Consider the following 26,927-nt stretch of genomic DNA (forward strand, 5'->3'; position numbering starts at 1 on the left):
CAGGGAGAGATCCCTCCCCCTGACAGTGCCGCACTCCGGTGCCAAGGTGAGGGCATGAGCCACGATCCTCACCGCCATGATCTGGGGGAATTCCTCCAAGGGCCGGAAGCAGACGATGGAGTACACCACCACCCAGCTCCGCGACGGCCTCTTCGTCGTGCGCTGGACCGAGCCCGACGCCGGTGACCACGTCACGCACATCGAGGACTACACCGAGGGCACCTGCATGGCCAGCTCCGTCATCGGCGGCCAGTTCGTCCAGCTGCACGGCCAGTGGAGCCGCGTCCGCTGAACCAGGGAGAGATCCCTCCCCCTGACAGTGCCGCACTCCGGTGCCAAGGTGAGGGCATGAGCCACGATCCTCACCGCCATGATCTGGGGGAATTCCTCAAGGCGCGCCGTGCCGAGCTCGACCCGGCCGCCGTCGGACTGCCCGACGGCGGCCCGCGGCGCGTCGCGGGTCTGCGCCGTGAGGAGATCGCCGTACTGGCGGCCATCAGCACCGACTACTACGCCCGCCTCGAACAGGGCCGCATCCAGCCCTCGCCGTCCGTACTGGAATCCCTGTCCCGAGTCCTGCGCCTGGACGACGACCAGCGTGCCTATCTGTACGAACTCGCGGCCAAGGAGGAGTTCCGTCCGCCCCGCCGCCGGCCGCGCCCCAAGGCCCAGCCGCAGTTGCAGCGCATGCTCGACGACATGGCGCACACCCCCGCCTTCGTCATCGGACCGCGCACCGAGATCGTCGCCTGGAACGCCATGGGCGCCGCCCTGGTCACCGACTTCGGAAAGATCCCCGAGAAGCAGCGCTACTACATCAGGCTGCTCATCACCGATCCCACGATGCGCGAGCTGTACGCGGACTGGGAGGGCGTCACCCGGCTCGCCATCGCCCAGATGCGGATGCACAACACGAACAACCCCGGGGACGCGCAGCTCGCCGCTCTGGTGGGTGAACTCTCGGTCCGGGACGACCAGTTCCGGCAATGGTGGGGCGCCCACCACGTCGCCGTCCGGGACACCGGCAGCAAGCACCTGCGCCACCCCGTCGTCGGGGACCTGCATCTCGACTGGAACGCCGTCACCTGGGCCGCCGACCCCGACCCGCAGATCATCGTCTGGACCGCCGAATCCGGCACACCCACCCACGACAGCCTGCGCCTGCTGGCCTCCTGGGCCGCGGACCCGAGCCACACGGCCAGGAGCAGCTCCGCCTGACGCCCGCCGGCTGTTCCCCTCACAAGCTATTCCCCTCAAAGGGGGAGCCTTTTCTCCTACGCACCCCGTGCCTGGGACGAGGCTCTCCCTTCTTCGGGTACGGCAACTCCTGGCACGCTCGTCACCAGGCCGACCGCGCCGCACGTCCCCGCCCCCGGTCCGGCCCTCTTCCGACCGGTTCCTCAGCGCCGAGGCGTCCGACCTGTCTGCTCATGTGCCGGGAAAGAGATCCACCCCCCATGTCCCTGACCCGGTCCCGCCCCGGGACGCCGTCCTCGGCCGCCTCCGAGCCGCGCTGGACCGCCCGCCTGTGGGCCGTCCTCGCCGTGCTCTGGCTGGTGCTGTTCCTCGACGGCCTCGACGTCTCCATGGTCGGCATCGCCCTGCCCTCCATCGGTGTGCTTCTCGCACAATGGACACGATGGAGAACAGAAGCGTGAACGGATTTTCCGCATGTGGCCCTGACTCTGCGGGAACTCGCGGAACTTGATGTGATTCCACGGCGGAAAGCCGAGAACGCCTTTCATGGGCCTGCCGACGTGTGCCGAGGAAGTCGATATCTGAGGCTGTCGGGGTTCGGGACCGGGGGTGAATCGTTGATCTGGTCGGCGCCGATCACCTCGATCTCGGCGCCGAAGCCGTGCGCGGTGCAGAAGTCGAGCACCGCCTGGGTCTCGGCGATGCCGCCGATGGCGGACCGGCGATCGACCGGCGTCCCATGATCAGCGTGAAGACGTTGACGGAGACGGGCTCCTCGGGGGCGCCGGCAACCGGCCGGACACCTGACGCCCGCCGAACAGCTCTCCCCGCGCCTTCCGTCTGCGTCCACCGATCGCCATCACACGGCAATCTTTCGACCGCGGTCACAAAAATGACATTTTTTGCCACGCGGGAAACGGTGTGCACCCGCTCCGGGCCTAGGCTGTGCCGATGACCAGTGCCGATGCCGTCGCGGAGAGCGGTCCCGAGCCGCGTACCCAGTCCCTGATGCTGACGTTCTTCGGTGCCCATGTACTGGGGCGGCCCATCGCCGTGTCGTCGGGCAGCGTGATCGCTGCTCTCGGAAGGTCGGGCAGTACGGAGGAGGCGGTGCGGACCACCTTGAACCGGATGGTCAAACGCGGCCTGCTGGAGCGTCATCGTCAGGGCCGGAAGGCCTACTTCGGGCTGACTCCGCATGCCGTCCAGGTGCTGGCGGACGGCAGGGACCGCATCTGGCGCACCGGTGCGGTGAACCGGGACTGGGACGGCCGGTGGACGATGGTGGGCTTCTCGCTGCCCGAGGCGTGGAGTCGTGAACGGCACGACCTGCGCTCCCGGCTGATCTGGGCGGGCTTCGGCCCCCTGCAGAGCGGCCTGTGGGTGGCACCGGCGCGTGTCGACGTGCGCGAGATGGTGGCGGATCTCGGCCTGGAACCGTACCTGCGGGTGTTCCGGGCGGAGGTGGAGTCGCCGACCGATGTCCGCGAGGTGCTGGAGCAGGCCTTCGACGTGCCGGCCATCGGTGCCCGGTACCGGGCGTTCCTGGAGCGCTGGGACCGTACCGACCCGCTTCCCGCGGCGGTCTCCGGTGACGAACTCGCAGGCCAGCTCCTGCTCCACACCGACTGGCTGGACCTGGTGCGACGCGACCCGCATCTGCCCGCCGAGCACCTTCCGGGGGACTGGCCCGCCGCCGAGGCGGAGACCGTCTTCCGTGGTCTGGCCGGCCGCTGGGAGCGCCCGGCCGCGCGTGTGGCCGCCCGACTGCTCGACATCCTGCCGCTGGGCTGATCCGCACCCAGGCCTCGCGCATCCGGACGCGGGGTCACCTGCCTCAATATTGGGCATGCCATTGACGGCAATGAAAAAAGAGCCCTACATTCGCAGCGCTCTTCCAGCTCGCGCCCTCACTCGGTCCTCCCCCCCGACTCGCGGAGCCGCCGCCATGCCCCGACCCCGTTTCTCGACCCTCGCCGCCGCCTGTGCGACCGCCTTCGCGGCCTCCCTGATCGGGCCGGCGACCGGCGCCCAGGCCACCACCGCCGATCACTACTCCGGCACCCTGTCCGACGGCGCCACCTGGATCGCGGACAAACCCGCGCAGTGGAACGGCAGCCTGCTGCTGTTCAGCCACGGCTTCGGACCGACCACCGCTGCCGACGCCCCGTCGGCCGCGGCGCGCCAGGCCCTGCTCGACGCCGGCTACGCCCTCGTCGGCTCCTCCTACGACCCGAACGGCTCGATGTGGGCACTCGACTCGGCAGAGCGGGATCAGTTCGCGGCGCTCACCGCCTTCCGCCGACAGGTCGGCACGCCCACCCGGACCATCTCCGTAGGTCAGTCCATGGGCGGCCTCATCAACGCCCAGATCGCCCGCGACGGCGCGGGACGTGTCGACGGCTCGCTCGGCCTGTGCGGCCTGGTCGCGGGCGGCGTGGATCTGGACAACTACCAGCTGGACGCCGAGTACACACTGGCCACCTTCTTCGACCCCGCCGACGCCGACAAGCTCGTGAACCTGGACAGCCAGGCCGACGGCGCAGCCCTCGCCGACCGGCTCACCAAGGCTGTGGAAACGGCACAGCAGTCCTCCACGGGGCGTGCCCGTATCGCCCTGGCCGCCGCCTTCCTCAACCTGGCCGACTGGGCTCCGGGGCAACAGCCGCCCGCGCGTGACGACTTCGCGGGCCAGGAGGAGCAGCAGTACGCATGGCTGGCCCAGGGCCTGCTCGGGTTCATCGTCCCGGCGCGCTGGTCGGTGGAGCAGTCCGCCGGCGGCAACACATCCTGGAACAAGGGCGTCGACTACGCCGGCCTGCTGCACAAGTCCAGCCATGCCCAGCAGATCAAGGCGCTCTACCGCGACGCCGGGCTCGACCTGCGGACGGACCTGAACCGGCTCACCCGCGGTGCGGACATATCGGCCGACCCGGCCGCGGTGGCCCGTCTGAAGCGGACCTCCACGGCCGGACAGGGACTGGCCGTGCCGCTGCTCGACATCCACACCACCGCCGACCAACTGGTGCCCGTCGAGCAGGAGACGGCCTTCGCCGGGCGGGTGCGCAGGGCCGGCGACTCCGCGCTGCTGCGGCAGGCCTATGTGGCACGCCAGAGCCACTGCAACTTCACCACCGCCGAAGTGGTCGCCGGGCTGCACGCCGTGGAGCACCGCCTGGACACCGGGCACTGGGACAACTCCGCCACCCCCGCCGAACTCCAGCAGAGCGCCGACGAACTGGACCTCGGCGGCGCCGCCTTCACCGACTACCGGCCGAATCGTCTGACCGGTACCCGCTGATCCCCAAGCGTCCTCTCCCCGTCCCGAACCCGCTCACCTCAGGAGCCCCCGTGTCAATGACGACCGAACCATCCGCCAGAACCGAGGTCGGCCGCGGTCTGACCACCGGCACCCTGGTCGCCGGTCTCCTCGCCGTCTGCCTCGCCCAGATCGGCCTGGCCATTCCGGCCACGCTCAACGGGCTGTTCCAGTCCGACCTGCATCCGGTCGGCTCGCAGCTCACCTGGATCTCCGACGCCTTCCTGCTGCCGGTCGCCGTACTGGAGCTGACTTTCGGCCTGCTCGGCGATCTCTTCGGCCGCAAGCGGCTGCTGATAGGCGGCGCTTCGCTGCTCGCCGTGGGCGAGCTGGTCAGCGCCACCGCCTCCGGCGTCCACCAGCTCTGGGCCGGACAGGCCCTGTCGGGCCTGGGTGCCGCCGCGCTGTTCCCGACCTCGCTGGCCATCCTGGCCGCCGGCACCACCTCGCCCGCGCAGCGGGCCCGGGTCATCGCGATGTGGGCGGCCCTGCTCTCCACCGGCGGGTTCCTCGCGCCCCTGCTCGGGGGCATCACCGCCACCTACGGCTCGTGGCGGTGGTCCTTCGTCGTGGTCACCGCCATCGCCGCGGTGAGTGCCGCCGTCAGCGCCCTGTTCGTCGTCAACTCCAGCGCGCCTGAGGGACGCTCGCTGGACGTGGCGGGCCAACTGACCATCGGTCTCGGCTTGTTCTCCCTGCTCTACGCCATCATCCAGGGCCCCACGGACGGATGGGCCTCGCCCTCGATCATCGCCGCCTTCGTCCTGGCGGCCGTCTTCCTCGCCGCCTTCGTCCTGGCCGAGAGGCGTGCGAAGTCCCCGCTCCTTCGCCTGGACCTGTTCCGCAACCGCGCCTTCGCGGTGGCCTCCGTCGTGGCCGTGGTGGGGATGTTCGCCTTTCTGGGCACCGCCTACTCCGTGAGCATCCGGCTCGGCCCGGTGCAGGACCAGGCCCCGATGCGGACGGCCCTGGCCTTCGTCCTGCTCAACGGCATCACCTTGGCGATGCTGCCGCTGACGGAACGGCTGCTGAGAACGGTGGCACCGGGGCTCCTGCTCGGTGCGGGGCTGCTGCTGATCGCGGCGGGCGACTACTGGGCGGCCACGCTGCCGATCACCGACAGCGCCTTCACCTCGCTGATCCTGCCGCTCGGTCTGGTCGGCCTGGGCTTCGCGATCACCGTCTCGTCGATCACGGCGACGGCCGTCAACACCGTTCCCCTGCACCTGGCCGGCATGGCGAGCGCCACCACCAACCTGCTGCGGGACTTCGGCTTCACCCTCGGCCCGGCCGTCATCGGCGCCGTGGCCCTGAGCCGCGCGGCGAGCAGCTTCTCCGACTCCCTGCACGACTCCGCGCTGCCGCAGGCACTCAAGGGCGCCGGCACGGCCGTGCTGGAAGAGGGCGGCCCACTCGCGGTGAACGGTGCCTCGGCGGCGTCACCGAAACTGGCCGACCTGCACCCTCTCGCCCTGGACGCGCTCGGCCACGGCTACTCGATCGGCTTCGTCGTCTGTGGCTCGGCCGCACTGTTCTCAGCGCTGCTGAGCCTCGTGACGCTCCGCGGCCGAGCCGCTCCACATGACGAGTCCTCAGAGCAGTAGCAGGGAACGAGCCGAACACACAGACCTGAGGTCTCGAGATGGGGACCCCACCGCCAGGCCCGGCGGCCGGCGTCAGACGTTCGCGCCGGCGCCGTACGGGGCGTACAGGTCCAGCAGCCGTTTGCGGGCCGCGCGCAGGCGGTGCGCGAGCACCTGGCCCACCCACTGGCTCATCGCGTTGCCCAGCTCCGGATCCTCCTGGCACAGGGCCAGGACGGTCGCGGCGTCGAACTCGTAGGCGCGTACCGGCGTGGTGGCCTCGGCGCCCAGGTGCCAGACGGGGGGTGCGAACAGCCACGACCAGCCGATGAGCTCGTTGTGCCCGAGGCTCTCTATGACGGCCGCACGGCGGCCCGGGACGTGCATGTCGAGTTCGACGCGGCCGGTGCGGATGATCCAGAACCGGTCGGCGTGACCGCCTTCCTCGAAGAGCCGCGTGCCCTGCGGGAAGGCCACCTCCCGGGCGTGCCGCATCAGCTGCCGCTGCCGGTCGGCGGGCAGGACGCGCAGCGTGCCGGGGGTCGACGGGGTGTTCATGGCATGCCTCCCGGGACGGGGACGTGGGTACGGGCCACCACGGCCAGCATGCGGTGCCGGGGCCGGGCCCGCCATGGGCCGGGCGGTCCCTCGGCCCGGGACCTTCGGTACGGCCCCGGACCGGACGGCCCGCTCCCCGCCCCGCGCAGCCGTGCCCGGTCCCCGTCCTACCGGCCCGGCCGTGTCGCCAGCCACGCGCGGTACGCCGTCACCGTCGTCGGCAGGGTCGGGAAGATGCGGTCGTGGCCGACCGTGTCCGCGAGGCCGTACGCCTCCAGGCTGTCCAGCAGGTCCTGCTTCACCCGGGCGAGGGCGAACACGACGTCGCGCGCGGTCAGTTCGCGGCGCAGGGCGTCCACCGCGTCGAGGGCGGTGATGTCGACCTCCACGTTTGCCTCCATGTTGAGGACGAACCAGCGGACGGGCGTCGTCTGTTCGTCGACGGCGGCCAGGGCGCGGCGGTGGAAGTTCTCGGCGTTGGCGAAGAACAGGGGCGAGTCGTAGCGGTAGACCAGGAGACCGGGGATCGTGCGGGCGGTGGGGTAGTCGTCGATGTCGTGCATACCGGCCACGCCGGGTACCAGGCCCTCGACAGCGTCGTGCGGGCGGGCCACCCGGGTCAGCAGTTCGGCCACCGACAGGCCGACGGCGACCAGCACGCCGTACAGGATGTCCAGGGCGAGGACCCCGGCCAGGCAGCCGAGCGCGAGGAGCAGTTCGCGGCGGCGGAAGGCGGCCAGGCGGCGGAAACCGGCCAGGCCGGTCATGCGGGTCGCCGCGTAGACGACCAGGGCGCCGAGCACCGCGGCGGGCGTCCGGGTGAGGAGGGGGCTGAGGAAGAGCAGGACCGCGAGGACGAGGGCGCCGGCGACCAGCGAGTACGCCTGGCTGCGGGCCCCCGCCGAGGTGGCCAGGGCGGTGCGGCTGGCGCTGCTGCTCACCGGGAAGCCGTGCAGGGCGCTCGCGCCGAGGTTGGCCGCGCCGAGGGCCAGGAACTCCTGGTCGGCGTCGAGCCCGGGACCCTCGTCGGGGCCGCGGCCGGCGAACGCGCGGGCGGTGAGGATGAAGTCCGTGTACGCCACCAGGAGGACCCCGAGCGCGGGAAGGACCAGGCGCGGCAGCTCGGTCGGGTCGGGCACGGCGAGGCCGGGCAGGCCCGCCGGGACGGTGCCGATGACCCTGATGCCGTAACGGCCGTCGAGGCCGAACGCCACCACCGCCGCCGTGCCCAGGACCACGGTCAGCAGCGGGCCGGGCAGCACCGGGAAGTACCGCGTGACGACGAGGAGGAAGACGAGCGTCGTCGCCGAGAAGACCACGGTCGCCGCATGTGCTTCGCCCAGGTGGGTGAAGAACGACCAGAGTTGGGGGAAGAACTCGGTTCCCGTCCCCGGTACTCCGGTGAGTTTGGGCAGCTGGTCCACGACCATGTTCAGGGCGACCCCGGCCAGGTAGCCGATCAGGACGGGGCGGGAGAGCAGGTCCGCCAGGAATCCCAGGCGGACCGCCCGCGCGACCAGGCAGAGCAGTCCGACGGTGGCGGCCAGGCCGGCCGCCAGCACGGCGTACCGGCCGGGATCGCCGGCGGCGAGCGGGGCGACCACGGTGGCCGTCATCAGGGCGGTCGTCGACTCCGGGCCGACCGACAGCAGCCGCGAGGAGCCGAACACCGTGTACAGGGCCAGGGCGGGCAGGATCGCCCACAGGCCGGCGACGGGGGGCAGCCCGGCCACCCCGGCGTAGGCCATGACCTGCGGCACCAGGTACGCGGCGACGGTCACCCCGGCCAGCAGGTCGCCCTTCAGCCAGGCGCGCCGGTAGCCGAGCAGCGAGACGAGTCCGGGCACGAGCCGGTGCCACCCCGGGTGTCCGCCCCTGCCGTGGGTCATGCGCCGCCTTCCGTCCGGTGTCCCGGAATGTGCGTCCGGTGTCCCGGAATCCGTCGGTACCGGCCTTCGGGGTCCGGCGCCCGGGGGCCGGCCCGATGCCGTCGGCCGTGCCGCCCGGCCCCGGGCATGGGCCGAGCGGCCCCGGTCCGGGACCAGTGGCCCCTGCTCTGCGCACCCCCCGGACGCGATGCTGGAGCCGGTTCCGCCGAAGGAGTCTCGCGGGGCCCACGGCCCAGGAGGAGAAGATCGTGCTTCGCACCGCCACCGCAGGACCCGGCCGGCGGGCCGAGTCCCGCCCGCCGGTACCGGCCGGCGGCCTACTCTCTCAGAGGCTCGCCGCGTGGTCGGGCACGTAGGTCTGCAGATCCCTCGGCGGGCGTTCGTAGCCGGTCGACGGCGGCCGCTTCGGGAGTTCCAGCACCGGCGGCGGCACGTCGTGGTAGGGCACGGTCGACAGCAGGTGGGCCATCATGTTCAGCCGGGCCCGGCGCTTGTCGTCGCTCTCCACGACGTACCAGGGCGCGTCGGTGACGTCCGTGTGGACGAGCATCTCGTCCTTCGCCCGGGAGTAGGCCTCCCAGTGGGTGATCGACTCCAGGTCCATCGGCGAGAGCTTCCAGCGCCGCAGCGGATCGTCCAGACGCTTGCGGAACCGGTCCTGCTGCTCGGTGTCGCTCACCGAGAACCAGTACTTGCGCAGCAGGATCCCGGACTCGACCAGCATCCGTTCGAAGATCGGACAGTGCCTCAGGAAGAGCTGGTACTCCTCCCGCGTACAGAAACCCATCACGTGCTCGACGCCGGCCCGGTTGTACCAGGACCGGTCGAACAGCACGATCTCCCCGGCCGCCGGGAGATGCTCCGCGTACCGCTGGAAGTACCACTGGGTGCGCTCGCGCTCGGTGGGCTTCGGCAGCGCCGCGATCCGGGCGATCCGCGGATTGAGGTGCTCGGTCACCCGTTTGATCGTCCCGCCTTTGCCGGCCGCGTCCCGTCCCTCGAAGATCACTACAAGACGTGCACCCGTGGCCCGCACCCACTCCTGCAGCTTCACCAACTCGGTCTGCAACCGCAGCAGTTCCGCCTCGTACACCTTGCGCGGCAGCTCCGCCGCCTGTTTGCCGGCCATGCCGCCTCCACCGCCCGATGACCTACCCATGGAGCCATCCGATGTCCAAGGTCGAACACCAGGACGCCACCGTACTGTCCGACGAGGAACTGCGCACCCTGGACGCGCACTGGCGTGCCGCCAACTACCTGGCGGCGGGCCAGATCTACCTGATGTCCAACCCGCTGCTCACCGAACCGCTGCGGCCCGAGCACATCAAGCCCCGGCTGCTGGGCCACTGGGGTACCTCGCCGGGCCTGAACCTCGTGTACACCCACCTCAACCGGGTGATCAGGGCACGCGGCCTCGACGCGCTGTGCGTGTGGGGGCCGGGCCACGGCGGCCCGTCCGTGCTGGCCAACTCCTGGCTGGAGGGCAGCTACAGCGAGACCTACCCCGATGTTCCCCGGGACGCGGCCGGGATGGGCCGGCTGTTCCGGCAGTTCTCCTTCCCGGGCGGGGTGCCCAGCCACGTGGCTCCCGAGACGCCCGGTTCCATCCACGAGGGCGGTGAGCTGGGCTACTCCCTCTCCCACGCCTACGGCGCGGCCCTCGACAACCCGGACCTGCTGGTCGCCTGTGTGATCGGCGACGGCGAGGCGGAGACCGGGCCGCTGGCCGCCTCCTGGCACTCGAACAAGTTCCTCGACCCGGTCCACGACGGCGCGGTCCTGCCGATCCTGCACCTCAACGGCTACAAGATCGCCAACCCGACCGTGCTGGCCCGCCTCCCCGAGTCCGAACTCGACGAACTGCTGCGCGGCTACGGCCACGAGCCGATCCACGTCACGGGCGACGACCCGCACGAGGTCCACCGGGCCATGGCGGCGGCGATGGACGACGCGCTGGACCGGATCGCGGTGATGCAGCGGTCGGCACGCGAGGAGGGGGTCGCCGAGCGCGTGCACTGGCCGGTCATCGTGCTGCGTACGCCGAAGGGGTGGACCGGTCCGGCCGAGGTGGACGGCGTCCCCGTCGAGGGCACCTGGCGGGCCCACCAGGTGCCACTGGCCGGCGTCCGGGAGAATCCGGAGCACCTGCGGCAGCTGGAGGCGTGGCTGCGGTCGTACCGGCCCGACGAGCTCTTCACCTCCGACGGGCGGCCGGTCGCCGACGTGCTCGCCTGTGTCCCGGAGGGAGCACGGCGGCTGGGCGCGTCGCCGTACGCCAACGGAGGGCTGCTCGTCCGCGACCTGCCCCTGGCCGACCTCGACGAGTTCGCCGTCCCCGTCGACAAGCCGGGGACGGCCCTGCACGAACCCACGCGGGTGCTCGGCGACCTCCTCGCGCAGGTCATGAAGGACACCGGGGCGCGCCGGGACTTCCGGCTGGTCGGCCCGGACGAGACCGCGTCCAACCGGCTGCAGGCCGTCTACGGCGCCAGTGGCAAGGCCTGGCAGGCCGGGCTGCTGCCGGTCGACGAGCACCTGGACCGGCACGGCCGGGTGATGGAGATCCTCTCCGAACACACCTGCCAGGGCTGGCTGGAGGGCTATCTCCTCACCGGCCGGCACGGACTGTTCTCCTGCTACGAGGCGTTCGTGCACATCGTCGACTCGATGGTCAACCAGCACATCAAGTGGCTGAAGACCTCCAGGGAGCTGGCGTGGCGGGCGCCCGTCGCCTCCCTCAACTACCTGCTCACGTCCCACGTCTGGCGCCAGGACCACAACGGCTTCTCGCACCAGGACCCCGGGTTCGTCGACCACGTCCTCAACAAGAGCCCCGAGGTCGTCCGTGTCTACCTCCCGCCGGACGCCAACACCCTGCTGTCCGTCGCCGACCACGCGCTGCGCAGCCGGGACTACGTCAACGTCATCGTGGCCGGCAAGCAGCCCTGCTTCGACTGGCTCTCGATGGACCAGGCCCGCGTGCACTGCGCGCGCGGCGCCGGGATCTGGGAGTGGGCCGGCACCGAGAACGGCACCCGCGAGCCCGACGTCGTGCTCGCGTGTGCCGGTGACGTGCCCACCCAGGAGGTGCTCGCCGCCGCCCAGCTGCTGCGCCGGCAGCTGCCGCAGCTGGCCGTGCGGGTGGTGAACGTCGTCGACATGACGAGGCTGCTCCCGAAGGACGAACACCCGCACGGGATGACCGACTTCGAGTACGACGGGCTGTTCACCACCGACAAGCCGGTGATCTTCGCCTACCACGGCTACCCCTGGCTGATCCACCGCCTCGCCTACCGCCGTACCGGCCACCCGCACCTGCACGTGCGCGGCTACAAGGAGTCGGGGACCACCACCACGCCGTTCGACATGGTCGTCCGCAACGACCTGGACCGCTACCGGCTGGTCATGGACGTCATCGACCGTGTTCCCGGCCTCGCCGTCCGCGCCGCGGCCGTACGCCAGCAGATGGCCGACGCCCGCACCCGCCACCAGGCCTGGATCCGCGAGCACGGCACCGACCTGCCCGAGGTCGCCGACTGGACCTGGAACGGCTGAACGTCCCTGCTCCCCGTCCCGTCCTGGTCAGGCGACCGCTCCGGAGGCGCCCGTGCCGGCGAGGGCCTCGGGGAGGCCGGGATACAGCTCGAAGGCGTCGCCCAGCCCCGTGGTGCGCAGCAGCCGGCGGAAGTCGTCCTCCGGCGTCACCAGGCGCAGTCTGCCGACGCGGTACCGGACCCGGTTGCGGGCCCGGCACAGGAGACCGAGGCCGGTGCAGTCGATGAACGAGACGGGGCTCAGGTCGAGCACCAGATCGGGCTCCGTACCGGACGTCAGGTGGTCGAGGGCCGCGCAGAGAACCGGAACCGCCAGGAGGTCGAGGTCGCCGTGCAGGGTGACGACGGTCGTGCCCCCGTCGGTACGGGTCGTGCGGTACGTCGCGGACCTCGAGTGGTTGTCGGCCATGGAAAGAGCGAAGACCAGCCGGCGGGTCGCGCGGAAGGGCCGTTCGGCCCCCTTGACGTCCCGGCGGCGGGCCCGAACGGCCCGTCTTGCGGGGCGCCGGCCCGGAGGGCCCGTCCGGCGGCCGATGGGGGCCGAACGGCCCAAGCGGACCCCGCCGGGCCGGGACAAAGTGGACGGGCGGGGCGACACCGGCGAGCTCCCGGCGTCCACCTGGGGCCTGCCTGCCGGCCGTCCCGCAGCGGATCATCAAGGAGCCCGCCGGCGTCGTCGTACGCGTGGACGCCGTCGTGGGAGAGCTGAGAGACGAGACGGCCGATGTATGCCAACGACGGATTCCGTGAACTCGACCGGCGGGAGTGCCTGCGGCTGCTCGGCGGGGTGCCGGTCGGCCGTATCGTCCACACGCGCGGGGCACTGCCGGCCGTGCTGCCGGTCAACTTCGCTCTGGACCGCGACGGAGCGGTGGTCATGCGCACGTCCGAGGCCTCGGAGCTGGTGCGGGCCGTCGACGGTTCGGTCGTCGCGTTCGAGGTCGACGAGGTCGACGCCGTCGCGCAGGCCGGCTGGAGCGTCGTCGTGACCGGCCGCGCGGCTGTGGTCAGGGACTCCGGCGAGCACGCGCGGCTCGTCCGGGACGGCCCCAGGTCCTGGGTTCCGTCCCCGCGGGAGGTCTTCGTCCGCATCGAGCCGGAACTGGTCACCGGACGGGAACTGACCGGCGGCCGCACCCGCTACGGCCTGGACCCCCTCCCCTGACCGGGCGACACCGGAGCCGGGGCCGCCGCGCCCCGCCCGGGTCACTGCGCGGCGGCGGCCTCCTGGGCGATCTGCTCGAACCGGGCGCCCATCGCCTCGGACAGCGCCTGCGCGGCCGACAGCGGGCGCACCATCACGGTGAACTCGTCGATCTTCCCGGCCTCGTCGAAGTGCAGGAAGTCGCAGCCCTGGAGTTGCTTGCCGGCGACCTTGGCCGTGAACACGAAGGCGTGGTCGCGGCCGTCCGGGTTCGCGATCTCCCGTACGTAGGCGAAGTCCTCGAACACCTGCGACACCGCGCGCAGGATCGCGGCCGTGATCGCCTTGCCCGGATACGGCTTGAAGGCGACCGGGCTGGTGAAGACGACGTCGTCGGCCAGCAGGGCGGCCACGGCGTCCATGTCACCGCTCTCGACGGCCTTGCGGAAGGGATGCATGGAGCCCACCTCATCTAGTCAAAAAATTGAGTAGGTAGATGCTAGCGTGCTCCCATGGCTCTGCGGAATGCGCTGATGGCCGCCCTCCTGGAGGGAGAGGCCTCCGGGTACGACCTCGCGAAGGGGTTCGACGCGACGGTCGCCAACTTCTGGACGGCGACGCCCCAGCAGCTCTACCGCGAACTGGAGCGCATGGAGGCGGACGGACTGGTCGCCGCCCGCGTCGTCGAGCAGGAGCGCAGGCCCAACAAGCGACTGTTCTCGCTGACGGACGCCGGCCGCGAGGCGGTACGCGCCTACACGTCCGAGCCCCCCGGTCGGCCCGCGGTGGTCCGCGACGAGCTGCTGGTCAAGGTGCAGTGCGCGGACGCCGGTGACATCGAGGCGGTCCGTACGGCCGTCGCCGAGCGCATGGAGTGGGCCACTGCCAAACTCGCCCGCTACGAGCGGATCCGGCAGCGCCTCCTCGCCGGCCGGTCCGAGGAGGCGTACTTCGCCGAGGCGGACCGCGTCGGCCCGTATCTCACCCTGCTGCGCGGGATGTCCTTCGAGCGGGAGAACCTCCAGTGGGGGGACCTGGCCCTGCGGAGGCTGGAGCAGCGGGCGGCTCGACATGGCCAACAAAGTGAATAGGTGTGGCTGCGGGGGGCCTGTCCCGTCGGGCACCCCGCAGCCGGGTTCGGATCAGCAGGTGGCGACCCCCGGCAGCCAGGCCGGGCCCTTGATGTAGATGTTCGTCATCCACGCGCCGTTGGTCAGCTTGGACCAGGCGTCGTTGACGTACCCCTCGGCGGTGACCCGCTGGGCGTGCGTCTGGCACACCACGTTGACCGTCGTCGGCTGGGCGAAGTAGTCGACGACACCGGCGTTCACGTTGGGCTCGCTGTGCGTGCGCACGCCCGTGCCCCAGGTCTGGAACGCCGTGCTGCCCCCGCTCGGCGGCGTCGGGTTGTCGCCGCCGCAGTCCGGGATGCCGGGCAGCTCGGCGGGACCCTTGATGTAGATGTTGGTCATCCAGGAGCCGTCGGCCAGCCTGGCCCAGATGTCGTTGGTGTAGCCCTCGGCGCTCACCTCCTCCGCGTGCTCCTGGCACTGGACGGAGACCTGCGTGGGACCGGCGAAGGTGTCGACCACCGAGGCGTGCTCGCTCGGCGAGGAGTGCGTGTGCACCTCCGTGCCCCAGGTCTGGAACGTCGAACCGCCGTTCGCCGGCGGCGGCACCGGCGTGCCGGACGGGTTGATGCGGATCGCGCCCGCGTAGTCGCCGCCCGTGCGGACCGGGGTCATCCGGATGTGGGTGCCCGACTCGTACGCCTCGACCATCTGCCCCGCGCCCAGGTACATGGCGACGTGGTGGATGTACCCGCTGCCCCAGAACATCAGGTCACCGGGGACCAGCGGAGCCGTGCCCTGGCCCGCCGAGAAGCGGGCCGAGGCCTGGGAGCTGTGGAACTGGTCGTCGGCGGTGCCGTTGAGCAGGTCCGTGCCGGTCGCCCGGTAGTACGCGTACCGCATCAGGCCCGAACAGTCGAAGCCCATGCGCTCGTTGTCGTGCAGGCTGTCCGGGTCGGAGCCGTCGTAGTAGCCGTACGTGGCACCGGGAGTGGCGCCGTGGCCGCCGCCCCAGCTGTACCAGACGCCGATCTGGGAGCAGGCAGCCTGGACGGCGGCCTGCGCGGTGGCCGAGGCGCCGGAGGCCAGCACCCCGCACGAGGTGTCCTGGGCGGCGGCCTGCGCGGTGACGGGCAGCAGCGGAGCCATGGCCAGAGCAGCGACCACCGCGAACGTCCTGGCAGGCGTGGTGAGGTTCAAGGTCTACATCCTTCGTCGACGTGGAGCCGGGTGCGGGGGTCGGGCGGATCCACCGGATGCCGCGCCCCACCCCCGTCGGGGCGCGGCACCCGGAGCTCAGCCGGCCAGCGCCGCGCGCATCTTCGCCAGCGCCCGCATCCGGTTGCGCTGGACGGTGCCGCGATGGGCGCCGAGCCGTTCCCCGGCCGTGTCGTGGGTGAGCCCCTCCAGATCGACGAGGATCACCGCGGCCGCCTCCTTCGGCGAGAGCACGCTCAGCAGCGCGAGGGCGGTGGCCGAGGCCTCGTACGTGCCGAGTCCGCCGTCCCAGCCGGCCTCCGGCAGCCGGTCGGTGGTGCGCTCCCGGCGGGAGGGGTGCAGCCAGGAGTCGCGCAGCAGGTTCAGCGCGACCGTGCAGGTGTAGGCGTACGGATGCTGCTGCGGCGTCAGGTTCCGGGCGCGGGCCCGCCGGGAGAGCCGCAGATACGTCTCCTGGAGGAGGTCGTCGGCGTCGTGCGGGTTGCCGGTCAGGGCGAGCAGCCGTCTGCGCAGTCTGGGCATGTCGGCGGTGAAGGAGGCGTCGAACTCTCCCGGGCTCACGGACTCGGCGACGCCGTTCACCTCGTCGCGCCGGACCTGCGTACACGTGCCGCCGTGGCTTTCCATGGTCGTCCCCCGTTGGTCTTCGGTCTGAGAGAGGTGTCCGGTCCGTCGGTCAGGCGGGCCGGACGGGTGCGGCGGCGGGCCCGTAGCGGGCGGCCGGTGCCCCGCTCAGCAGGGCCCAGTACCGGTCGCCGTAGGACCAGTGCCACCACTCCGTCGGGTAGTTGACGAAGCCGGCCGTGGTCAGTGCCCGGCTCATCGACGCGCGATGGGCGCGCGCCTCGGCGCCGACGTTCGGTGCCCCGGTGCGGCAGGCGCCCGCGCTCTCCTCCGGGGTGGCGTTGACCTCCGTGCCCAGCGGCAGCTCGGTGCCGTCGGCGGTGCACAGGGTCAGGTCCACCGCCCCGCCGCTCACGTGCGGGGCCACCTCGGGCGGCGAGATGTAGGCGCTGGCCAGCTCGCGGATCCGGTCCGGACCGGCCTCGGGGTGGGCCGCGCGCAGGGTCGCCGCGTACTGCTCGAAGTAGCGGCGCTGCAGGTCGGGCGGCCGGTACCCCTCGACCACCAGGAACCGGATCCCGGCGGGCAGCAGCGACTGCGCCTGGAGCAGCCGGCGCAGCGCCCCGAGGCGCAGGTGCGCGTAGCTGCCGTCGGCGTCGGCCTGCCTCGGGTCGATCCGCAGGCCGGGTGTCTCCCGCAGGTCGACCAGCGGGTCACCGCACTCCTGCTCGGTGACCTCGGCGACCCGGGAGTCGGAGAGCGTGATGATGTCCGTCACGCAGAACAGACTGCCCGGGGCCCCTGCAATTGCTCTGCAGCTTCCCTGCAAGCGCGTCACCAGCCCTTCTGCAGCGCGGATCCGGCGCTACGCGCCCGCGCGGCCGGGACGCGGCCATGCGCCCGCGCGGCCGCGACGCGGCTACGGCGTCTCGTCGCCCGCCCGCTCCCAGGCCTCTCGTCCGCCCACCGACCGGAACACCTCCAGCGCTTCCGCCCGCGCCGCCCGCGCCCGTTCCACCTCGCCGTCCGCCGACCACACCCCGGCCAGGTCCCACACCGTGCGGGCCCGCCACAGCGGCAGCCCCAACTCCGCCCAGAGGGCCGCCGCCAGCTCCAGCGGCTCCCGGGCCGCGTCGGTGTCACCGGCCGCCAGGCGCAGCTCCCCGAGCGTGCGCAGCACCAGCGCCTCGCCGAACCGGTCCTGGCGCTCCCGGGCCACGGTCAGGCAGCGCATCAGCCGCCGGCCCGCCTCCGCCGGCCGACCGGTACGCAACTCCACCTTGGCCAGCGCCTGTTCGGTGTACATCACGCCGAAGGTGTCGTGCAGGCCGGTGAAGATCCGCAGCGCGTCGAGGAAGAGCCGTTCGGCATCCGCGTACCGGCCCTCGGCCCGGTCGCACAGGGCCAGCGAGCGCAGGGTGAGCCCCTCGCCGTGCAGGTCGGCCGCCGCCCGGTACAGCGCGAGGGCCCCGGACAGCGCCGCCCGGGCCTGCGGGCCGCGCCCCTGCTCGCGGTGCACGTAGCCGATGCCGTACAGCACGCCCGCCCGGGCACCGGCGTCGCCCGTGTCGCCGTACCGCTCCAGCGCGGCCTCCAGCAGCTCCAACGCCTCGGGATAGCGAGCCTGTTCGCGGCGGGCGGTGCCCATCCCGGCGAGGGCCACGGCCGCCCCGTCCGGCAGCCGCTCCCCGAACAGCCGCAAGGCGTCCGCGAAGTAGGCGTAGGAGTCCTCGAACCGGTCTTGTTCGTACCGGAGTTGACCGAGCCCGGCCAGGAGCCAGGCCTCGCCCTCCACATCACCGCCGCGCCGCACCGCCGCCATGGCCGCCGTGTGCGCTCGGGACCAGGCGTCGAACTGGTTGTACAGCGCGGCGGAACTCGCGATCAGCGCCCCGGCGAGATCACGCGCGGTGCGGGCCATGCCGTGGTCGGCGCAGTGCGTCACGGCGGCCAGCAGCCCGGCCTGCTCGGCGGCGAACCAGGCGGCGGGCCGGGCGAGGACCGCCTCCTCGGTCTCCGGGCCGAGCGGGCGGACGGCGGCCGGTTCGGGGAAGTGGCGGGTGGCGCCGCCGGGGCCCCGGGCGGCGGCCTTGCGGGCGAGGTCCAGCCAGCTCGCCGCCAGCCGCAGCACCGCGGCCGTGCGGTCCTCGGCGCTCTCCTCGACGAGGCAGCGCTCGCGGGCGTGTTCGCGGGCCAGGTCGTGGATGCGGTAGCGGGCGAGGCCGGTGCCGTCCACACCGACCACGTCGATGAAGTGGCAGTCCACCAGCCGCTCGACGGCCTCCTCGGCCTCCTCCGTCGCTATGTCGAGCAGCGGAGCGGCGATCCACGCCGCGAAGTCGGGCAGGTCCAGCAGGGCGAGGCGGCGCAGGGCCCGGCGTTCCTGCGGGGCGAGGTCCGAGTAGCCCAGCTCCAGGCTGGCGCGCAACTCCAGGTCCCCGGCGCTGAGTTCGTTGAGGCGGCGGCGCTCGTCGCGCAGCCGGACGACGAGCCGGCCGGGTGCCCAGTGCGGGCGGGCGGCGAGGCGGGCACCGGCGATCCGCACCGCCAGCGGCAGCCGCCCGCACAGGGTGACGATCTCGGCGGCCTGCTCGGGCTCCGCCCAGGTGCGTCCCGCACCGGCCACCCGGCGGAGCAGGTCGAGGGCCTCGGCCTCGTCCGGGACGGCGAGGTCCAGATGGGCGGCGCCCTCCAGCGCCACCAGCCGGCGGCGGCTGGTGACCAGCACCGCGGCACCGGGGCCCGGCGGCAGCAGGGGCCGCAGGTGCGCCTCACCGGCCGCGTTGTCCAGGACGATCAGGGTCCGCCGGTGCCCGATGTGGGTGCGGTACAGGCCGGTCAGCTCCTCGACGCCGGAGGGCAGCGTGTCGGGGTCGACGCCCATCGCCCGCAGCAGCCGGGCCAGTGCGTCGGCGGGTTCCAGCGGGGTGGTGTCGGCGGCCCGCAGGTCCACGAAGAGACGGCCGTCCGGGAAGAGGTCGGCGGTGCGGTGGCCGACATGCACCGCGAGGGCGGTCTTGCCGATGCCCGAGCGCCCGGAGATCACCCCGATCGGCGGTGCGGTCCGGCCGCTGTCGCCGACGCCCCGCACCAGCTCCGTCGCCCACTTGACCTGCTCGGCCCGGCCCACGAAGTCGGCGATGTCGGGCGGGAGATGGGAGGGAGCGGGGCGGGGCCGCCCGCTCCGGGGAGCCGGTACCGGCGGCCGGGCGGCCCGCCCGGTCCCCAGCACACCGGTGTCATGGGTGAGGACGGCCTGGTGCACCGCCCGCAGCTCGGGCCCCGGGTCGATGCCCAGCTCGTCGCGGAGCACCGACCGGCCCTCCTGGTAGACGCGCAGGGCGTCGGAGACCCGGCCGGTGCGGAACAGGGCGGTCATCAGCTGGCCGCGCGGCCGCTCCCGCAGCGGATGCGCGGCCACGTGGGCGAGCAGTGGCGCGATGGCGCCGTCGGCGCGGTCCAGGTCCAGGGCCAGCGCGAAGGACTCCTCCTCGGCCACCAGCCGCAGTTCCGCGAGCCTGGCCGCCTCGATCCGGGCGAACGACTGGCCGAGTCCCTCCAGGGCCTCCCGGCCCCGCCACAGCCCCAGCGCCTCGGTGAGCACGTCGGCGGCCTCCTCCGTACGCCCCAGGGACCGCCCGGCCGCGAGGAGTTCCTCGAAGCGGCGGGCGTCGACCCGGTCCGGAGCGAGCTCGGCGACATAGCCCGGGGGCCGGGTGCGGACCACCTCGGCCGTGCCGACCCGGGCCAGGGCCCGGCGTACGGCGGAGACATGGGTGGCGACCAGGGCGCCCGCGGTGGCCGGTGCCTCCTCGTCCCAGACGAAGTCCACCAGACGCTCGGTGGAGATCACCTCGCCGAGGTGGACGACGAGCGCGGCGAGGACGGCCAGCGGCCGGGAGCCACCGAGCGGGGCCCGCCTGCCGCCCTCCCAGACCTCCACCGGGCCGAGCAGACGTACTTCGAACATCGGTCCCCGATCGCCGCCCCGCGAATGCCGACAACGATATCGGCGGCCACCGTCGGGGCAGGCCGACTACCGGGCCGTCGTGTCCGGAACCGTTCCGTCCCACCGGCCGGACGGAACCGCCGCGAGGCCCGGTGTGCCGAACGGGGACGGGCCCCGTCGGCGCCGCGGGAGCCGTTCTCCCTCCTGCCGCAGTTGGCTGGTTTCTGTGGGTGGCCATAGAGCCCCCTGTGCGGGAGACGGCCGGCGGCCGGCCCGCGTATGACCGCGCACCCGGATCCGCCGCGATGTCCGCGGCGCCGGAGATTCTCCGCGGCGGCATGTCATACGAACGCCCTGCCGGCGGCGTCAACGGCCCGTAAGCACCGAGCCGTTCGCCGTACGCCCAAGGAGCCGCCCGATGAAGCGCACCGCCTTCCGCCGAAGGACCGTGCGGCTGAGCGCCGTCGCCGCCGTGGCCGCGCTCGCCCTCACCGGCTGCTCCCGGGCGTCCGGCGACGGCTCGGCCCCCGTCGCCGCCCACCGGGTCCGCGACCTCACCTACGCGGAGGACCTGCGGGTCTCGGACGCCGAACAGCGTCTGGTCGCCCGGTGCATGGCCCGCCACGGGTTCCGCTACTGGACGGACCGCCCGCTGAGCCTGGCCGAGAGCAGGCCGCTCGGCTACGTCCAGGACGACGTGCGCTGGGCCCGCACCTACGGATACGGCAGCCGGATCACGGCGAAGGAGGACCGCGCCCGGCTGCGCAACCCCAACAGCGCCTACCGCAAGGGCCTCGCCCCCGCGCGGAAGGCCGCGTACGACACCGCTCTCGACGGCGGCCGGCACGCCGAAGTGCTGCGCACCGACGTCCCGGGCGGCGGCACGGTCAGCAAGCAGACCGGCGGCTGCGACGGCGAGGCGGAGCGGCAGCTGTACGGCGATCCGCAGACCTGGTTCCGACTCGACACGACGGCGAGCAACCTGCGCCCGCTGTACGTCGGCAAGCTGCTGCACGACCGGCGGTTCACCGCGGCCGTGCACGCGTGGTCCGCCTGCATGGAGCGGGCCGGCCACCCCTACCCGGACCCGGACGCGGCCCGGCAGGCCACCCGGGAGCACCCCGCGGTCCAGACCCGGGCGGAGGAGGCCGGGAGCTTCGCCGCCGAGACCCGGATCGCGGTCGCCGACGCCACCTGCGCCCGCGAGGTCTCCCTCGAGTCCGTGGGCCAGGAACGCGAGGCCCACTACCTGGCCCAGCTGGACGGCGAGTACGGCGACCGGCTGGACGCCTACCGGCAGGCGCGCCTCAGGGCGCTGGAGCGCGCCGAGCGGATCGTGCCCGCCCGCACCTGACACCACCACCTGCCACGGCCCCATGACTCCGCGGCGCCCGCCGCGGCCCTTCCCACACCGACCGCCTCCGACGAGGCAGAACGGGATTCATCATGCGCAAAATGACCCTCGCCCTCACCACGCTGGCCCTCGCCGCCGTCGGCTTCGCCGTGCCGGCGACCGCCCACGCCTCCGCCGGCTGCAACGCGGCGTGGCCGGGCCGCGACGGCAACGTGCGGGCCTGGCGGGACTGGGACTGCGCGGGCGGCCTGCTCGGCGTCAGCGCGGGCAACGACGCCAGCTGGGCCGACAACGCCGGCGGCTTCCAGGGCGTCGGCAACGTCGCCTCCTCCGTGATGAACAGCGGCTACGTCGGCGGCAAGGACGTCGTGGCCTTCTACTACTACGCCAACTACGAGGGCGGCTACGGCTGCCTGAAGCCGGGCGAGCTCTACGTGGACGACCTCACCCGCGACCACTTCACCGACGGCCACCCCATGAACGACAACATCATGTCCCACCAGTGGGTGACGGAGAGCGCCTGCGCCGCGGGCTCCTTCATCAGCTGACCCCGGGCGGCCGGCCGCGGTCACCCCCCGTCGCGGCCGGCTCCGTCTCCTTACCGACCACCTACCTCCCGTACCGCCGAGTTTCACATCCGCGCCACCGGACCCTTCCCTGACGTTCGATGCCCTTGGAACACTCGCACCCGCGCACAATCCGCCCAGTTCCGGCCAGCCCGTGCGTCAGGATGAGAGGTCGCTCACCCATGCCCGAAGTCAACCGGCGCCGATTCCTCCAACTGGCGGGCGCCACCACGGCGTTCACCGCGCTGTCCAGCAGCATCCAGCGCGCCGCCGCACTGCCCGCGAACCACCGCACCGGGTCGATCGAGGACGTCGAGCACATCGTCGTCCTGATGCAGGAGAACCGGTCGTTCGACCACTACTTCGGCACCCTCAACGGCGTCCGTGGCTTCGGTGACCCCCGCTCGGTCACCCAGAACAACAAGTCCGTGTGGCACCAGTCGAACGGCACGAAGGACGTCCTGCCCTTCCACCCGGACGCCGACGACCTGGGCCTCGCCTTCCTCCAGGACCTCCCGCACGGCTGGAACGACACGCACACCGCGGTCGACGCCGGCAAGTACGACAAGTGGGTGCCGGCCAAGGGCACCACCACCATGGCGTACCTGAACCGGGACGACATACCGTTCCACTACGCGCTGGCCGACGCGTTCACCATCTGCGACGCGTACCACTGCTCGTTCATGGGCTCGACCGACCCGAACCGCTACTACATGTGGACGGGTTACACGGGCAACGACGGTCAGGGCGGCGGCCCGGTCCTCGGCAACGACGAGGCCGGCTACAGCTGGACGACGTACCCGGAGCGCCTGGAAAAGGCCGGCGTCTCCTGGAAGATCTACCAGGACGTCGGCGACGGCCTGGACGCGGCCGGCGGCTGGGGCTGGATCCAGGACGCCTACCGCGGCAACTACGGCGACAACTCGCTGCTCTACTTCAAGCAGTACCAGAACGCCCAGCCCGGCGACCCGCTGTACGACAAGGCCCGCACCGGCACCGACGCCACCAAGGGCGAGGGCTTCTTCGACCGGCTCAAGGCCGACGTCAAGGCCGGCAAGCTGCCGCAGATCTCCTGGGTGGTCGCCCCCGAGGCCTTCACCGAGCACCCCAACTGGCCCGCGAACTACGGCGCCTGGTACGTCTCCCAGGTCCTCGACGCGCTCACCGCCGACCCCGCGGTGTGGGCGAAGACGGCCCTGTTCATCACGTACGACGAGAACGACGGCTTCTTCGACCACCTGATCCCGCCGTTCCCGCCGTCCTCCGCCGCGCAGGGCAAGTCCACGGTCGACCCGAGTCTGGACCTCTTCGCGGGCAACGCGAGCCACCCGGCCGGCGCCTACGGTCTCGGCCAGCGGGTCCCGATGCTGGTCGTCTCCCCGTGGAGCAAGGGCGGTTTCGTCTGCTCCGAGACGCTCGACCACACCTCGATCATCCGCTTCATGGAGGCCCGCTTCGGCGTCCACGAGCCCAACATCTCGCCCTGGCGGCGTACCGTCAGCGGCGACCTGACCTCGGCGTTCGACTTCTCCCGCAAGGACACCAAGCCGGTCGCGCTGCCGTCCACGGACGGTTACCGGCCGCCGGACGGCAACCGGCACCCCGACTACGTGCCCACCCTGCCGGCCAACCCGGCGCTGCCGAAGCAGGAGCGCGGCTCGCGGCCCACCCGGCCGCTCAAGTACGCCCCGCTGGTGGACGGTGCGCTGGACGCGGCGGCAGGGAAGTTCACGCTCACGTTCGCGTCGGGCGCGCAGGCCGGTGCCGCCTTCCTGGTCACCTCCAACAACCGCGCCGACGGACCCTGGAGCTACACCACGGAGGCCGGCAAGTCCGTCTCCGACACCTGGAACTCGGTGTACTCGGGCGGCTCGTACGACCTGACCGTGCACGGCCCGAACGGCTTCCTGCGCTCCTTCCAGGGTCCCGGCAAGGTGGCGGGACCCGAGGTCACCGCCCGGCAGCACGGCGACGACATCGAGCTGACCTTCACCAACAAGGGCAGCGGCACGGTGAAGCTGGCGGTGGCCGACGGGTACGGCGGCCGGGGCCGCACGTTCACGGTGCGTGCGGGGGCCGTGGTGACGCACATCGTGCACCTCAACCACAGCGAGCGGTGGTACGACGTGACGGTCACGTCCGAGGCCGACGCGAGCTTTGTGCGGCGGTTCGCCGGGCACGTGGAGAACGGGGAGCCCGGGGTCAGCGACCCGGCGATCATCACGGTGTGAGAGTGCGCCCAAGGGGCGTGGGGGACTGCTGTCAGGCGGCTGCGGGTGGTTCGTGGCCGGTCGCGCAGTTCCCCGCGCCCCTTTGGGGCGCGTTACAGGGCCGTCAGTTTTTTCGGTTCCGTCGGCTGGCGGGGGAGCAGGGTGGGGTCCAGGGCCAGGACTGCCGCCACCGGGTGTTCCTCGTCCGGTTCGGGTGCCGGCGGCGGGGTCACCCGGGTGAGCAGGACCACGCCCCAGGAGGCCAGGCCCGCTCCCGTCAGGGCGAGGAGGATGCCCCAGGCTCCGTCCTGGAGGCCCTGGCCCAGCAGGGTCAGGCCGATGACCGCGGCCGCCATCGGGTTGGACAGGGTGACGACCGCGAGCGGGGCGCCCAGGCCGCCGCGGTAGGCCGTCTGGGAGAGCAGCAGGCCGCCCACCGCGAACGCGGCGACCAGCAGGGCCACCACGATCACCTCGACGCTCAGGGCCGGACCCGAGCGGTCGGTCGCCGCCACCGTCACGGTCTGGGTGAGCGCCGAGGCGACGCCCGAGGCGAAGCCGGACGCGGTGGCATGACGCAGGCCCGGGCGCGCGCCGGGGCGGGACAGGACACCGATCAGGGCGGCCGTCGTACCGGCCACCGCGAGGGCTTCGGTGAGGCTCAGTACCTGGTGGGGTGCGGGGCCGGAGGCCGTGACCAGGAGGGCGCCGAGGCCGAGCAGGGTCAGGGCGGTGCCCCGCCACTCGCCGGCGGTGACCCGGCGGCCTGCCACCCGGGCGCCCATCGGTACGGCGGCGACCAGGGTCAGCGCGCCCAGCGGCTGTACGAGGGTCAGCGGGCCGTACTTCAGGGCGACGACGTGCAGCAGGGCGGCACCGGCGTTCAGGCCCACCGCCGCCCACCAGGCACCGGAGCCGAGCAGCCGCAGCAGGCCCGCACCGGCGGTCTTCGAGGCGAGGCGCTCCTGAGCGACGGCGGCGGCCGCGTAGGCGACGGCCGACACCAGGGAGAGGACGACGGCGATCAGGGCCGCGGCGCTCATCGGCCCGCCCCCACCAGTGCGGGCTCCTCGGAGACGAGGTGCCGGGTGCCGCGCCCGGCCGTGCGGTGCGGCGAGCGAAGCGAGATGGGGGTCCCCCCGGACGAAGTCTGGGGGCGGATCAGGGCGAGGGCGGCGCCGAGCATCGCGGTGGCGACGATCGCGTCCAGCCAGTAGTGGTTCGCGGTGCCCACGATCACGAGGAGGGTGATCGCCGGGTGCAGCAGCCACAGCCAGCGCAGGCGGGAGCGGGTGGCGACGATCAGGCCGATCGCGACCATCAGGGCCCAGCCGAAGTGCAGCGAGGGCATCGCCGCGAACTGGTTGGAAAGGTGGTCGCTGCTCGGCGGGCCGTAGACGGAGGGGCCGTAGATCCGGGCGGTGTCGATCAGGCCGGTCGCGGCCAGCATGCGGGGCGGGGCCAGCGGGAAGGTGAACGGCAGCACCAGGGCGGCCGCGGTCACCAGGGCGAGGACCCGGCGGGCCCAGACGTAGTGCGCGGGGCGCCGCAGGTAGAGCCAGATCAGAAAGGCCAGCGTGGCCGGGAAATGAACCGTGGCGTAGTAGGTGTTGGCCAGGTGGACGAGGGTGTCGCCGTGCAGCAGTGCGGACTGCACGTCGACCTCCGAGGGCAGGTGCAGCGTCCGTTCCAGGTCCCAGATCCGGTGGGCGTTGTGCAGGGCCTCGGCGGTATGGCCGGTGGCCAGTTGGCGCCCGAATTTGTAGACGAGGAAGAGCCCTGCGACGAGCAGGAGCTCACGGACGAGCGGCGGCCGGGCTATCGCGCCCGGCTCCGCTGCTGCCGGCTCGGACTGGGATCTCATCCCAGGCCCCCTCACTGACGGTGGTGCTGTGCGAGTCCCGGACGGTGGCCCGAACTCTTCGATACGGAAGCGTACCGATACGCCACTGTACCGATACGGTGGAGTACCGGTACAGTGGCGTATCGATAGACGTAGGCCACACTGGTTGTAGGTTTCCGCGTCGGCCGAACGGCGGGCGGGGCGGAAGTGATCCGCAAGTGATGCGCGAGTGAGGAGAAGAGCACATGACGTCGCAGGCCGCGGACGGACCGGAGACGGTCGCAGCCTCGCGCCGCTCCAAGATCACGCCGGAGCGTGAGCGGGAGTTCTTCGACGCCGTGCTCGAACAGATCCGCGAGTGCGGCTATGACTCCGTCTCCATGGAGGGGATCGCCGCCAGCACCCGGTGCAGCAAGTCCACCCTCTACCGGCAGTGGAAGACGAAGCCGCAGTTCGTCGCGGCCGCGCTGCGGGCCAACCGCGAGGTGCGCTTCGCCGGCGTCGACACCGGCTCACTCGCCGGGGACCTGCGTGAGGTGGCGCGGGTCGCGGGCGACTGGTCCCGCAAGGACACCAAGCTGCTCTCGGCGCTCGGCCACGCGGTCCACTCGGACGAGGCACTGGCGCAGGCGTTGCGCGAGGCACTCGTCGAACCCGAGATCGCCGCGCTCCAGCAGATCCTGCACCGCGGTGTCGTGCGCGGCGAGGTGCCCGAGGGCCATCCCGCGCTGGACTACGTGCCCGCCATGATGTTCGGCGTCCTGCGGGTACGGCCCGTGCTCACCGGCGAGTACGCCGACGCCGACTATCTCGTCCGCTTCGTGGAGGCCGTCGCGCTGCCCGCACTCGGACTGACCTGAGACCCAGGCCGCCGTCCACGGGATGACTGGACGGTGACCTGCTCGCGCC

23 protein-coding genes and 1 pseudogene are annotated in these 26,927 nt (G+C 72.3%); 13 read left to right on the top strand and 11 right to left on the bottom strand.

Annotation, left to right across the window (positions count from 1 at the left end):
• The first annotated feature begins 76 nt into the window (after positions 1–76).
• From ACZ4UV_RS12635 to ACZ4UV_RS12660, 6 genes and pseudogenes are all read left to right on the top strand, one after another.
• Positions 77–292, top strand: coding sequence for a MoaF-related domain-containing protein (locus ACZ4UV_RS12635; RefSeq protein WP_467837696.1), 216 nt, complete (start codon positions 77–79; stop codon positions 290–292).
• Between the two features lie 56 nt (positions 293–348).
• Positions 349–1,218, top strand: a complete 870-nt coding sequence (locus ACZ4UV_RS12640; protein WP_467837698.1) for a helix-turn-helix transcriptional regulator — start codon at positions 349–351, stop codon at positions 1,216–1,218.
• 239 nt (positions 1,219–1,457) lie between these two features.
• Positions 1,458–1,616, top strand: a pseudogene (locus ACZ4UV_RS12645) (MFS transporter); the annotation flags it as partial.
• 526 nt (positions 1,617–2,142) lie between these two features.
• Positions 2,143–2,991 (top strand): PaaX family transcriptional regulator, encoded by an 849-nt coding sequence (locus tag ACZ4UV_RS12650; RefSeq protein WP_451016750.1) that lies wholly within the window; start codon positions 2,143–2,145, stop codon positions 2,989–2,991.
• Positions 2,992–3,145: 154 nt separating this feature from the next.
• Positions 3,146–4,498, top strand: coding sequence for an alpha/beta fold hydrolase (locus ACZ4UV_RS12655; protein ID WP_467837700.1), 1,353 nt, complete (start codon positions 3,146–3,148; stop codon positions 4,496–4,498).
• A gap of 56 nt (positions 4,499–4,554) precedes the next feature.
• A complete protein-coding gene (locus ACZ4UV_RS12660; protein WP_451016748.1) occupies positions 4,555–6,120 on the top strand; it encodes an MFS transporter in 1,566 nt (521 codons plus the stop codon).
• 72 nt (positions 6,121–6,192) lie between these two features.
• Here ACZ4UV_RS12660 and ACZ4UV_RS12665 read toward each other — a convergent pair whose 3' ends face one another.
• The 3 genes from ACZ4UV_RS12665 to ppk2 form a co-directional block, all read right to left on the bottom strand.
• Positions 6,193–6,657: a Crp/Fnr family transcriptional regulator gene (locus ACZ4UV_RS12665; RefSeq protein ID WP_451016747.1), complete on the bottom strand. Its 465-nt coding sequence runs from the start codon at positions 6,655–6,657 to the stop codon at positions 6,193–6,195.
• 167 nt (positions 6,658–6,824) lie between these two features.
• Positions 6,825–8,546 (bottom strand): SulP family inorganic anion transporter, encoded by a 1,722-nt coding sequence (locus ACZ4UV_RS12670; RefSeq protein ID WP_467837703.1) that lies wholly within the window; start codon positions 8,544–8,546, stop codon positions 6,825–6,827.
• A 325-nt stretch (positions 8,547–8,871) separates the two neighbouring features.
• Positions 8,872–9,675: a polyphosphate kinase 2 gene (ppk2, locus tag ACZ4UV_RS12675; protein WP_390037119.1), complete on the bottom strand. Its 804-nt coding sequence runs from the start codon at positions 9,673–9,675 to the stop codon at positions 8,872–8,874.
• Positions 9,676–9,716: 41 nt separating this feature from the next.
• Between ppk2 and ACZ4UV_RS12680 the strand changes: the two genes are divergently transcribed.
• Positions 9,717–12,101 carry a phosphoketolase family protein gene (locus tag ACZ4UV_RS12680; RefSeq protein ID WP_451016745.1) on the top strand — a complete coding sequence of 795 codons (2,385 nt, stop codon included), beginning with the start codon at positions 9,717–9,719 and terminating at the stop codon, positions 12,099–12,101.
• Positions 12,102–12,128: 27 nt separating this feature from the next.
• Here ACZ4UV_RS12680 and ACZ4UV_RS12685 read toward each other — a convergent pair whose 3' ends face one another.
• Positions 12,129–12,509, bottom strand: coding sequence for an STAS domain-containing protein (locus tag ACZ4UV_RS12685; protein WP_467837706.1), 381 nt, complete (start codon positions 12,507–12,509; stop codon positions 12,129–12,131).
• Between the two features lie 315 nt (positions 12,510–12,824).
• Here ACZ4UV_RS12685 and ACZ4UV_RS12690 point away from each other — a divergent pair, with 315 nt between their 5' ends.
• A complete protein-coding gene (locus ACZ4UV_RS12690) occupies positions 12,825–13,265 on the top strand; it encodes a pyridoxamine 5'-phosphate oxidase family protein (RefSeq protein WP_451016743.1) in 441 nt (146 codons plus the stop codon).
• A 41-nt stretch (positions 13,266–13,306) separates the two neighbouring features.
• Here ACZ4UV_RS12690 and ACZ4UV_RS12695 read toward each other — a convergent pair whose 3' ends face one another.
• Positions 13,307–13,702 carry a nuclear transport factor 2 family protein gene (locus tag ACZ4UV_RS12695; RefSeq protein WP_451016742.1) on the bottom strand — a complete coding sequence of 132 codons (396 nt, stop codon included), beginning with the start codon at positions 13,700–13,702 and terminating at the stop codon, positions 13,307–13,309.
• A 54-nt stretch (positions 13,703–13,756) separates the two neighbouring features.
• Here ACZ4UV_RS12695 and ACZ4UV_RS12700 point away from each other — a divergent pair, with 54 nt between their 5' ends.
• Positions 13,757–14,335 carry a PadR family transcriptional regulator gene (locus ACZ4UV_RS12700; RefSeq protein ID WP_451016741.1) on the top strand — a complete coding sequence of 193 codons (579 nt, stop codon included), beginning with the start codon at positions 13,757–13,759 and terminating at the stop codon, positions 14,333–14,335.
• 51 nt (positions 14,336–14,386) lie between these two features.
• On the opposite strand, the gene ACZ4UV_RS12705 is transcribed toward ACZ4UV_RS12700, so the two are convergent.
• The 4 genes from ACZ4UV_RS12705 to ACZ4UV_RS12720 form a co-directional block, all read right to left on the bottom strand.
• The gene (locus tag ACZ4UV_RS12705; RefSeq protein WP_467837943.1) at positions 14,387–15,463 is read right to left on the bottom strand and encodes a C40 family peptidase; all 1,077 of its coding nucleotides are present in this window, start codon (positions 15,461–15,463) and stop codon (positions 14,387–14,389) included.
• Positions 15,464–15,610: 147 nt separating this feature from the next.
• A complete protein-coding gene (locus ACZ4UV_RS12710) occupies positions 15,611–16,159 on the bottom strand; it encodes an RNA polymerase sigma factor (protein WP_467837709.1) in 549 nt (182 codons plus the stop codon).
• Positions 16,160–16,208: 49 nt separating this feature from the next.
• On the bottom strand, positions 16,209–16,874 hold the full coding sequence (locus ACZ4UV_RS12715) for a M15 family metallopeptidase (RefSeq protein ID WP_451016739.1): 666 nt from the start codon (positions 16,872–16,874) through the stop codon (positions 16,209–16,211).
• Between the two features lie 141 nt (positions 16,875–17,015).
• Entirely contained in the window at positions 17,016–20,066 is a 3,051-nt protein-coding gene (locus tag ACZ4UV_RS12720) for an AfsR/SARP family transcriptional regulator (RefSeq protein ID WP_451016738.1), read from the bottom strand.
• Positions 20,067–20,463: 397 nt separating this feature from the next.
• On the opposite strand from ACZ4UV_RS12720, the gene ACZ4UV_RS12725 reads away from it, so the two are divergent.
• The 3 genes from ACZ4UV_RS12725 to ACZ4UV_RS12735 all read left to right on the top strand — a co-directional run bounded on the left by ACZ4UV_RS12725 (position 20,464) and on the right by ACZ4UV_RS12735 (position 24,196).
• A complete protein-coding gene (locus tag ACZ4UV_RS12725) occupies positions 20,464–21,399 on the top strand; it encodes a hypothetical protein (RefSeq protein WP_451016737.1) in 936 nt (311 codons plus the stop codon).
• A 92-nt stretch (positions 21,400–21,491) separates the two neighbouring features.
• Positions 21,492–21,947: a hypothetical protein gene (locus ACZ4UV_RS12730; RefSeq protein WP_451016736.1), complete on the top strand. Its 456-nt coding sequence runs from the start codon at positions 21,492–21,494 to the stop codon at positions 21,945–21,947.
• A 200-nt stretch (positions 21,948–22,147) separates the two neighbouring features.
• Positions 22,148–24,196: a phosphocholine-specific phospholipase C gene (locus ACZ4UV_RS12735; protein ID WP_467837712.1), complete on the top strand. Its 2,049-nt coding sequence runs from the start codon at positions 22,148–22,150 to the stop codon at positions 24,194–24,196.
• A gap of 92 nt (positions 24,197–24,288) precedes the next feature.
• Here the strand turns inward: ACZ4UV_RS12735 and ACZ4UV_RS12740 are convergent, their stop codons facing one another.
• Both ACZ4UV_RS12740 and ACZ4UV_RS12745 read right to left on the bottom strand, forming a co-directional pair.
• On the bottom strand, positions 24,289–25,218 hold the full coding sequence (locus ACZ4UV_RS12740) for a DMT family protein (protein WP_451023202.1): 930 nt from the start codon (positions 25,216–25,218) through the stop codon (positions 24,289–24,291).
• Entirely contained in the window at positions 25,215–26,039 is an 825-nt protein-coding gene (locus tag ACZ4UV_RS12745; protein WP_451023203.1) for a phosphatase PAP2 family protein, read from the bottom strand. Before ACZ4UV_RS12745 ends, ACZ4UV_RS12740 begins: the two co-directional genes overlap by 4 nt.
• Positions 26,040–26,263: 224 nt before the next feature.
• On the opposite strand from ACZ4UV_RS12745, the gene ACZ4UV_RS12750 reads away from it, so the two are divergent.
• Positions 26,264–26,878: a TetR/AcrR family transcriptional regulator gene (locus ACZ4UV_RS12750; RefSeq protein ID WP_467837714.1), complete on the top strand. Its 615-nt coding sequence runs from the start codon at positions 26,264–26,266 to the stop codon at positions 26,876–26,878.
• Positions 26,879–26,927 lie beyond the last annotated feature (49 nt).

The sequence above is a fragment of the Streptomyces sp. NPDC028289 genome, from assembly GCF_055565975.1.

Excerpts from the sequence above, each read along its gene's own strand:
- ACZ4UV_RS12635 (WP_467837696.1), top strand. The coding sequence starts at position 77 with ATGATCTGGGGGAATTCCTCCAAGGGCCGGAAGCAGACGATGGAGTAC.
- ACZ4UV_RS12640 (WP_467837698.1), top strand. The coding sequence starts at position 349 with ATGAGCCACGATCCTCACCGCCATGATCTGGGGGAATTCCTCAAGGCG.
- ACZ4UV_RS12655 (WP_467837700.1), top strand. The coding sequence starts at position 3,146 with ATGCCCCGACCCCGTTTCTCGACCCTCGCCGCCGCCTGTGCGACCGCC.
- ACZ4UV_RS12660 (WP_451016748.1), top strand. The coding sequence starts at position 4,555 with ATGACGACCGAACCATCCGCCAGAACCGAGGTCGGCCGCGGTCTGACC.
- ACZ4UV_RS12665 (WP_451016747.1), bottom strand. The coding sequence starts at position 6,657 with ATGAACACCCCGTCGACCCCCGGCACGCTGCGCGTCCTGCCCGCCGAC.
- ACZ4UV_RS12670 (WP_467837703.1), bottom strand. The coding sequence starts at position 8,546 with ATGACCCACGGCAGGGGCGGACACCCGGGGTGGCACCGGCTCGTGCCC.
- ppk2 (WP_390037119.1), bottom strand. The coding sequence starts at position 9,675 with ATGGCCGGCAAACAGGCGGCGGAGCTGCCGCGCAAGGTGTACGAGGCG.
- ACZ4UV_RS12680 (WP_451016745.1), top strand. The coding sequence starts at position 9,717 with ATGTCCAAGGTCGAACACCAGGACGCCACCGTACTGTCCGACGAGGAA.
- ACZ4UV_RS12685 (WP_467837706.1), bottom strand. The coding sequence starts at position 12,509 with ATGGCCGACAACCACTCGAGGTCCGCGACGTACCGCACGACCCGTACC.
- ACZ4UV_RS12690 (WP_451016743.1), top strand. The coding sequence starts at position 12,825 with ATGTATGCCAACGACGGATTCCGTGAACTCGACCGGCGGGAGTGCCTG.
- ACZ4UV_RS12695 (WP_451016742.1), bottom strand. The coding sequence starts at position 13,702 with ATGCATCCCTTCCGCAAGGCCGTCGAGAGCGGTGACATGGACGCCGTG.
- ACZ4UV_RS12700 (WP_451016741.1), top strand. The coding sequence starts at position 13,757 with ATGGCTCTGCGGAATGCGCTGATGGCCGCCCTCCTGGAGGGAGAGGCC.
- ACZ4UV_RS12705 (WP_467837943.1), bottom strand. The coding sequence starts at position 15,463 with ATGGCTCCGCTGCTGCCCGTCACCGCGCAGGCCGCCGCCCAGGACACC.
- ACZ4UV_RS12710 (WP_467837709.1), bottom strand. The coding sequence starts at position 16,159 with ATGGAAAGCCACGGCGGCACGTGTACGCAGGTCCGGCGCGACGAGGTG.
- ACZ4UV_RS12720 (WP_451016738.1), bottom strand. The coding sequence starts at position 20,066 with ATGTTCGAAGTACGTCTGCTCGGCCCGGTGGAGGTCTGGGAGGGCGGC.
- ACZ4UV_RS12725 (WP_451016737.1), top strand. The coding sequence starts at position 20,464 with ATGAAGCGCACCGCCTTCCGCCGAAGGACCGTGCGGCTGAGCGCCGTC.
- ACZ4UV_RS12730 (WP_451016736.1), top strand. The coding sequence starts at position 21,492 with ATGCGCAAAATGACCCTCGCCCTCACCACGCTGGCCCTCGCCGCCGTC.
- ACZ4UV_RS12735 (WP_467837712.1), top strand. The coding sequence starts at position 22,148 with ATGCCCGAAGTCAACCGGCGCCGATTCCTCCAACTGGCGGGCGCCACC.
- ACZ4UV_RS12740 (WP_451023202.1), bottom strand. The coding sequence starts at position 25,218 with ATGAGCGCCGCGGCCCTGATCGCCGTCGTCCTCTCCCTGGTGTCGGCC.
- ACZ4UV_RS12745 (WP_451023203.1), bottom strand. The coding sequence starts at position 26,039 with ATGAGATCCCAGTCCGAGCCGGCAGCAGCGGAGCCGGGCGCGATAGCC.
- ACZ4UV_RS12750 (WP_467837714.1), top strand. The coding sequence starts at position 26,264 with ATGACGTCGCAGGCCGCGGACGGACCGGAGACGGTCGCAGCCTCGCGC.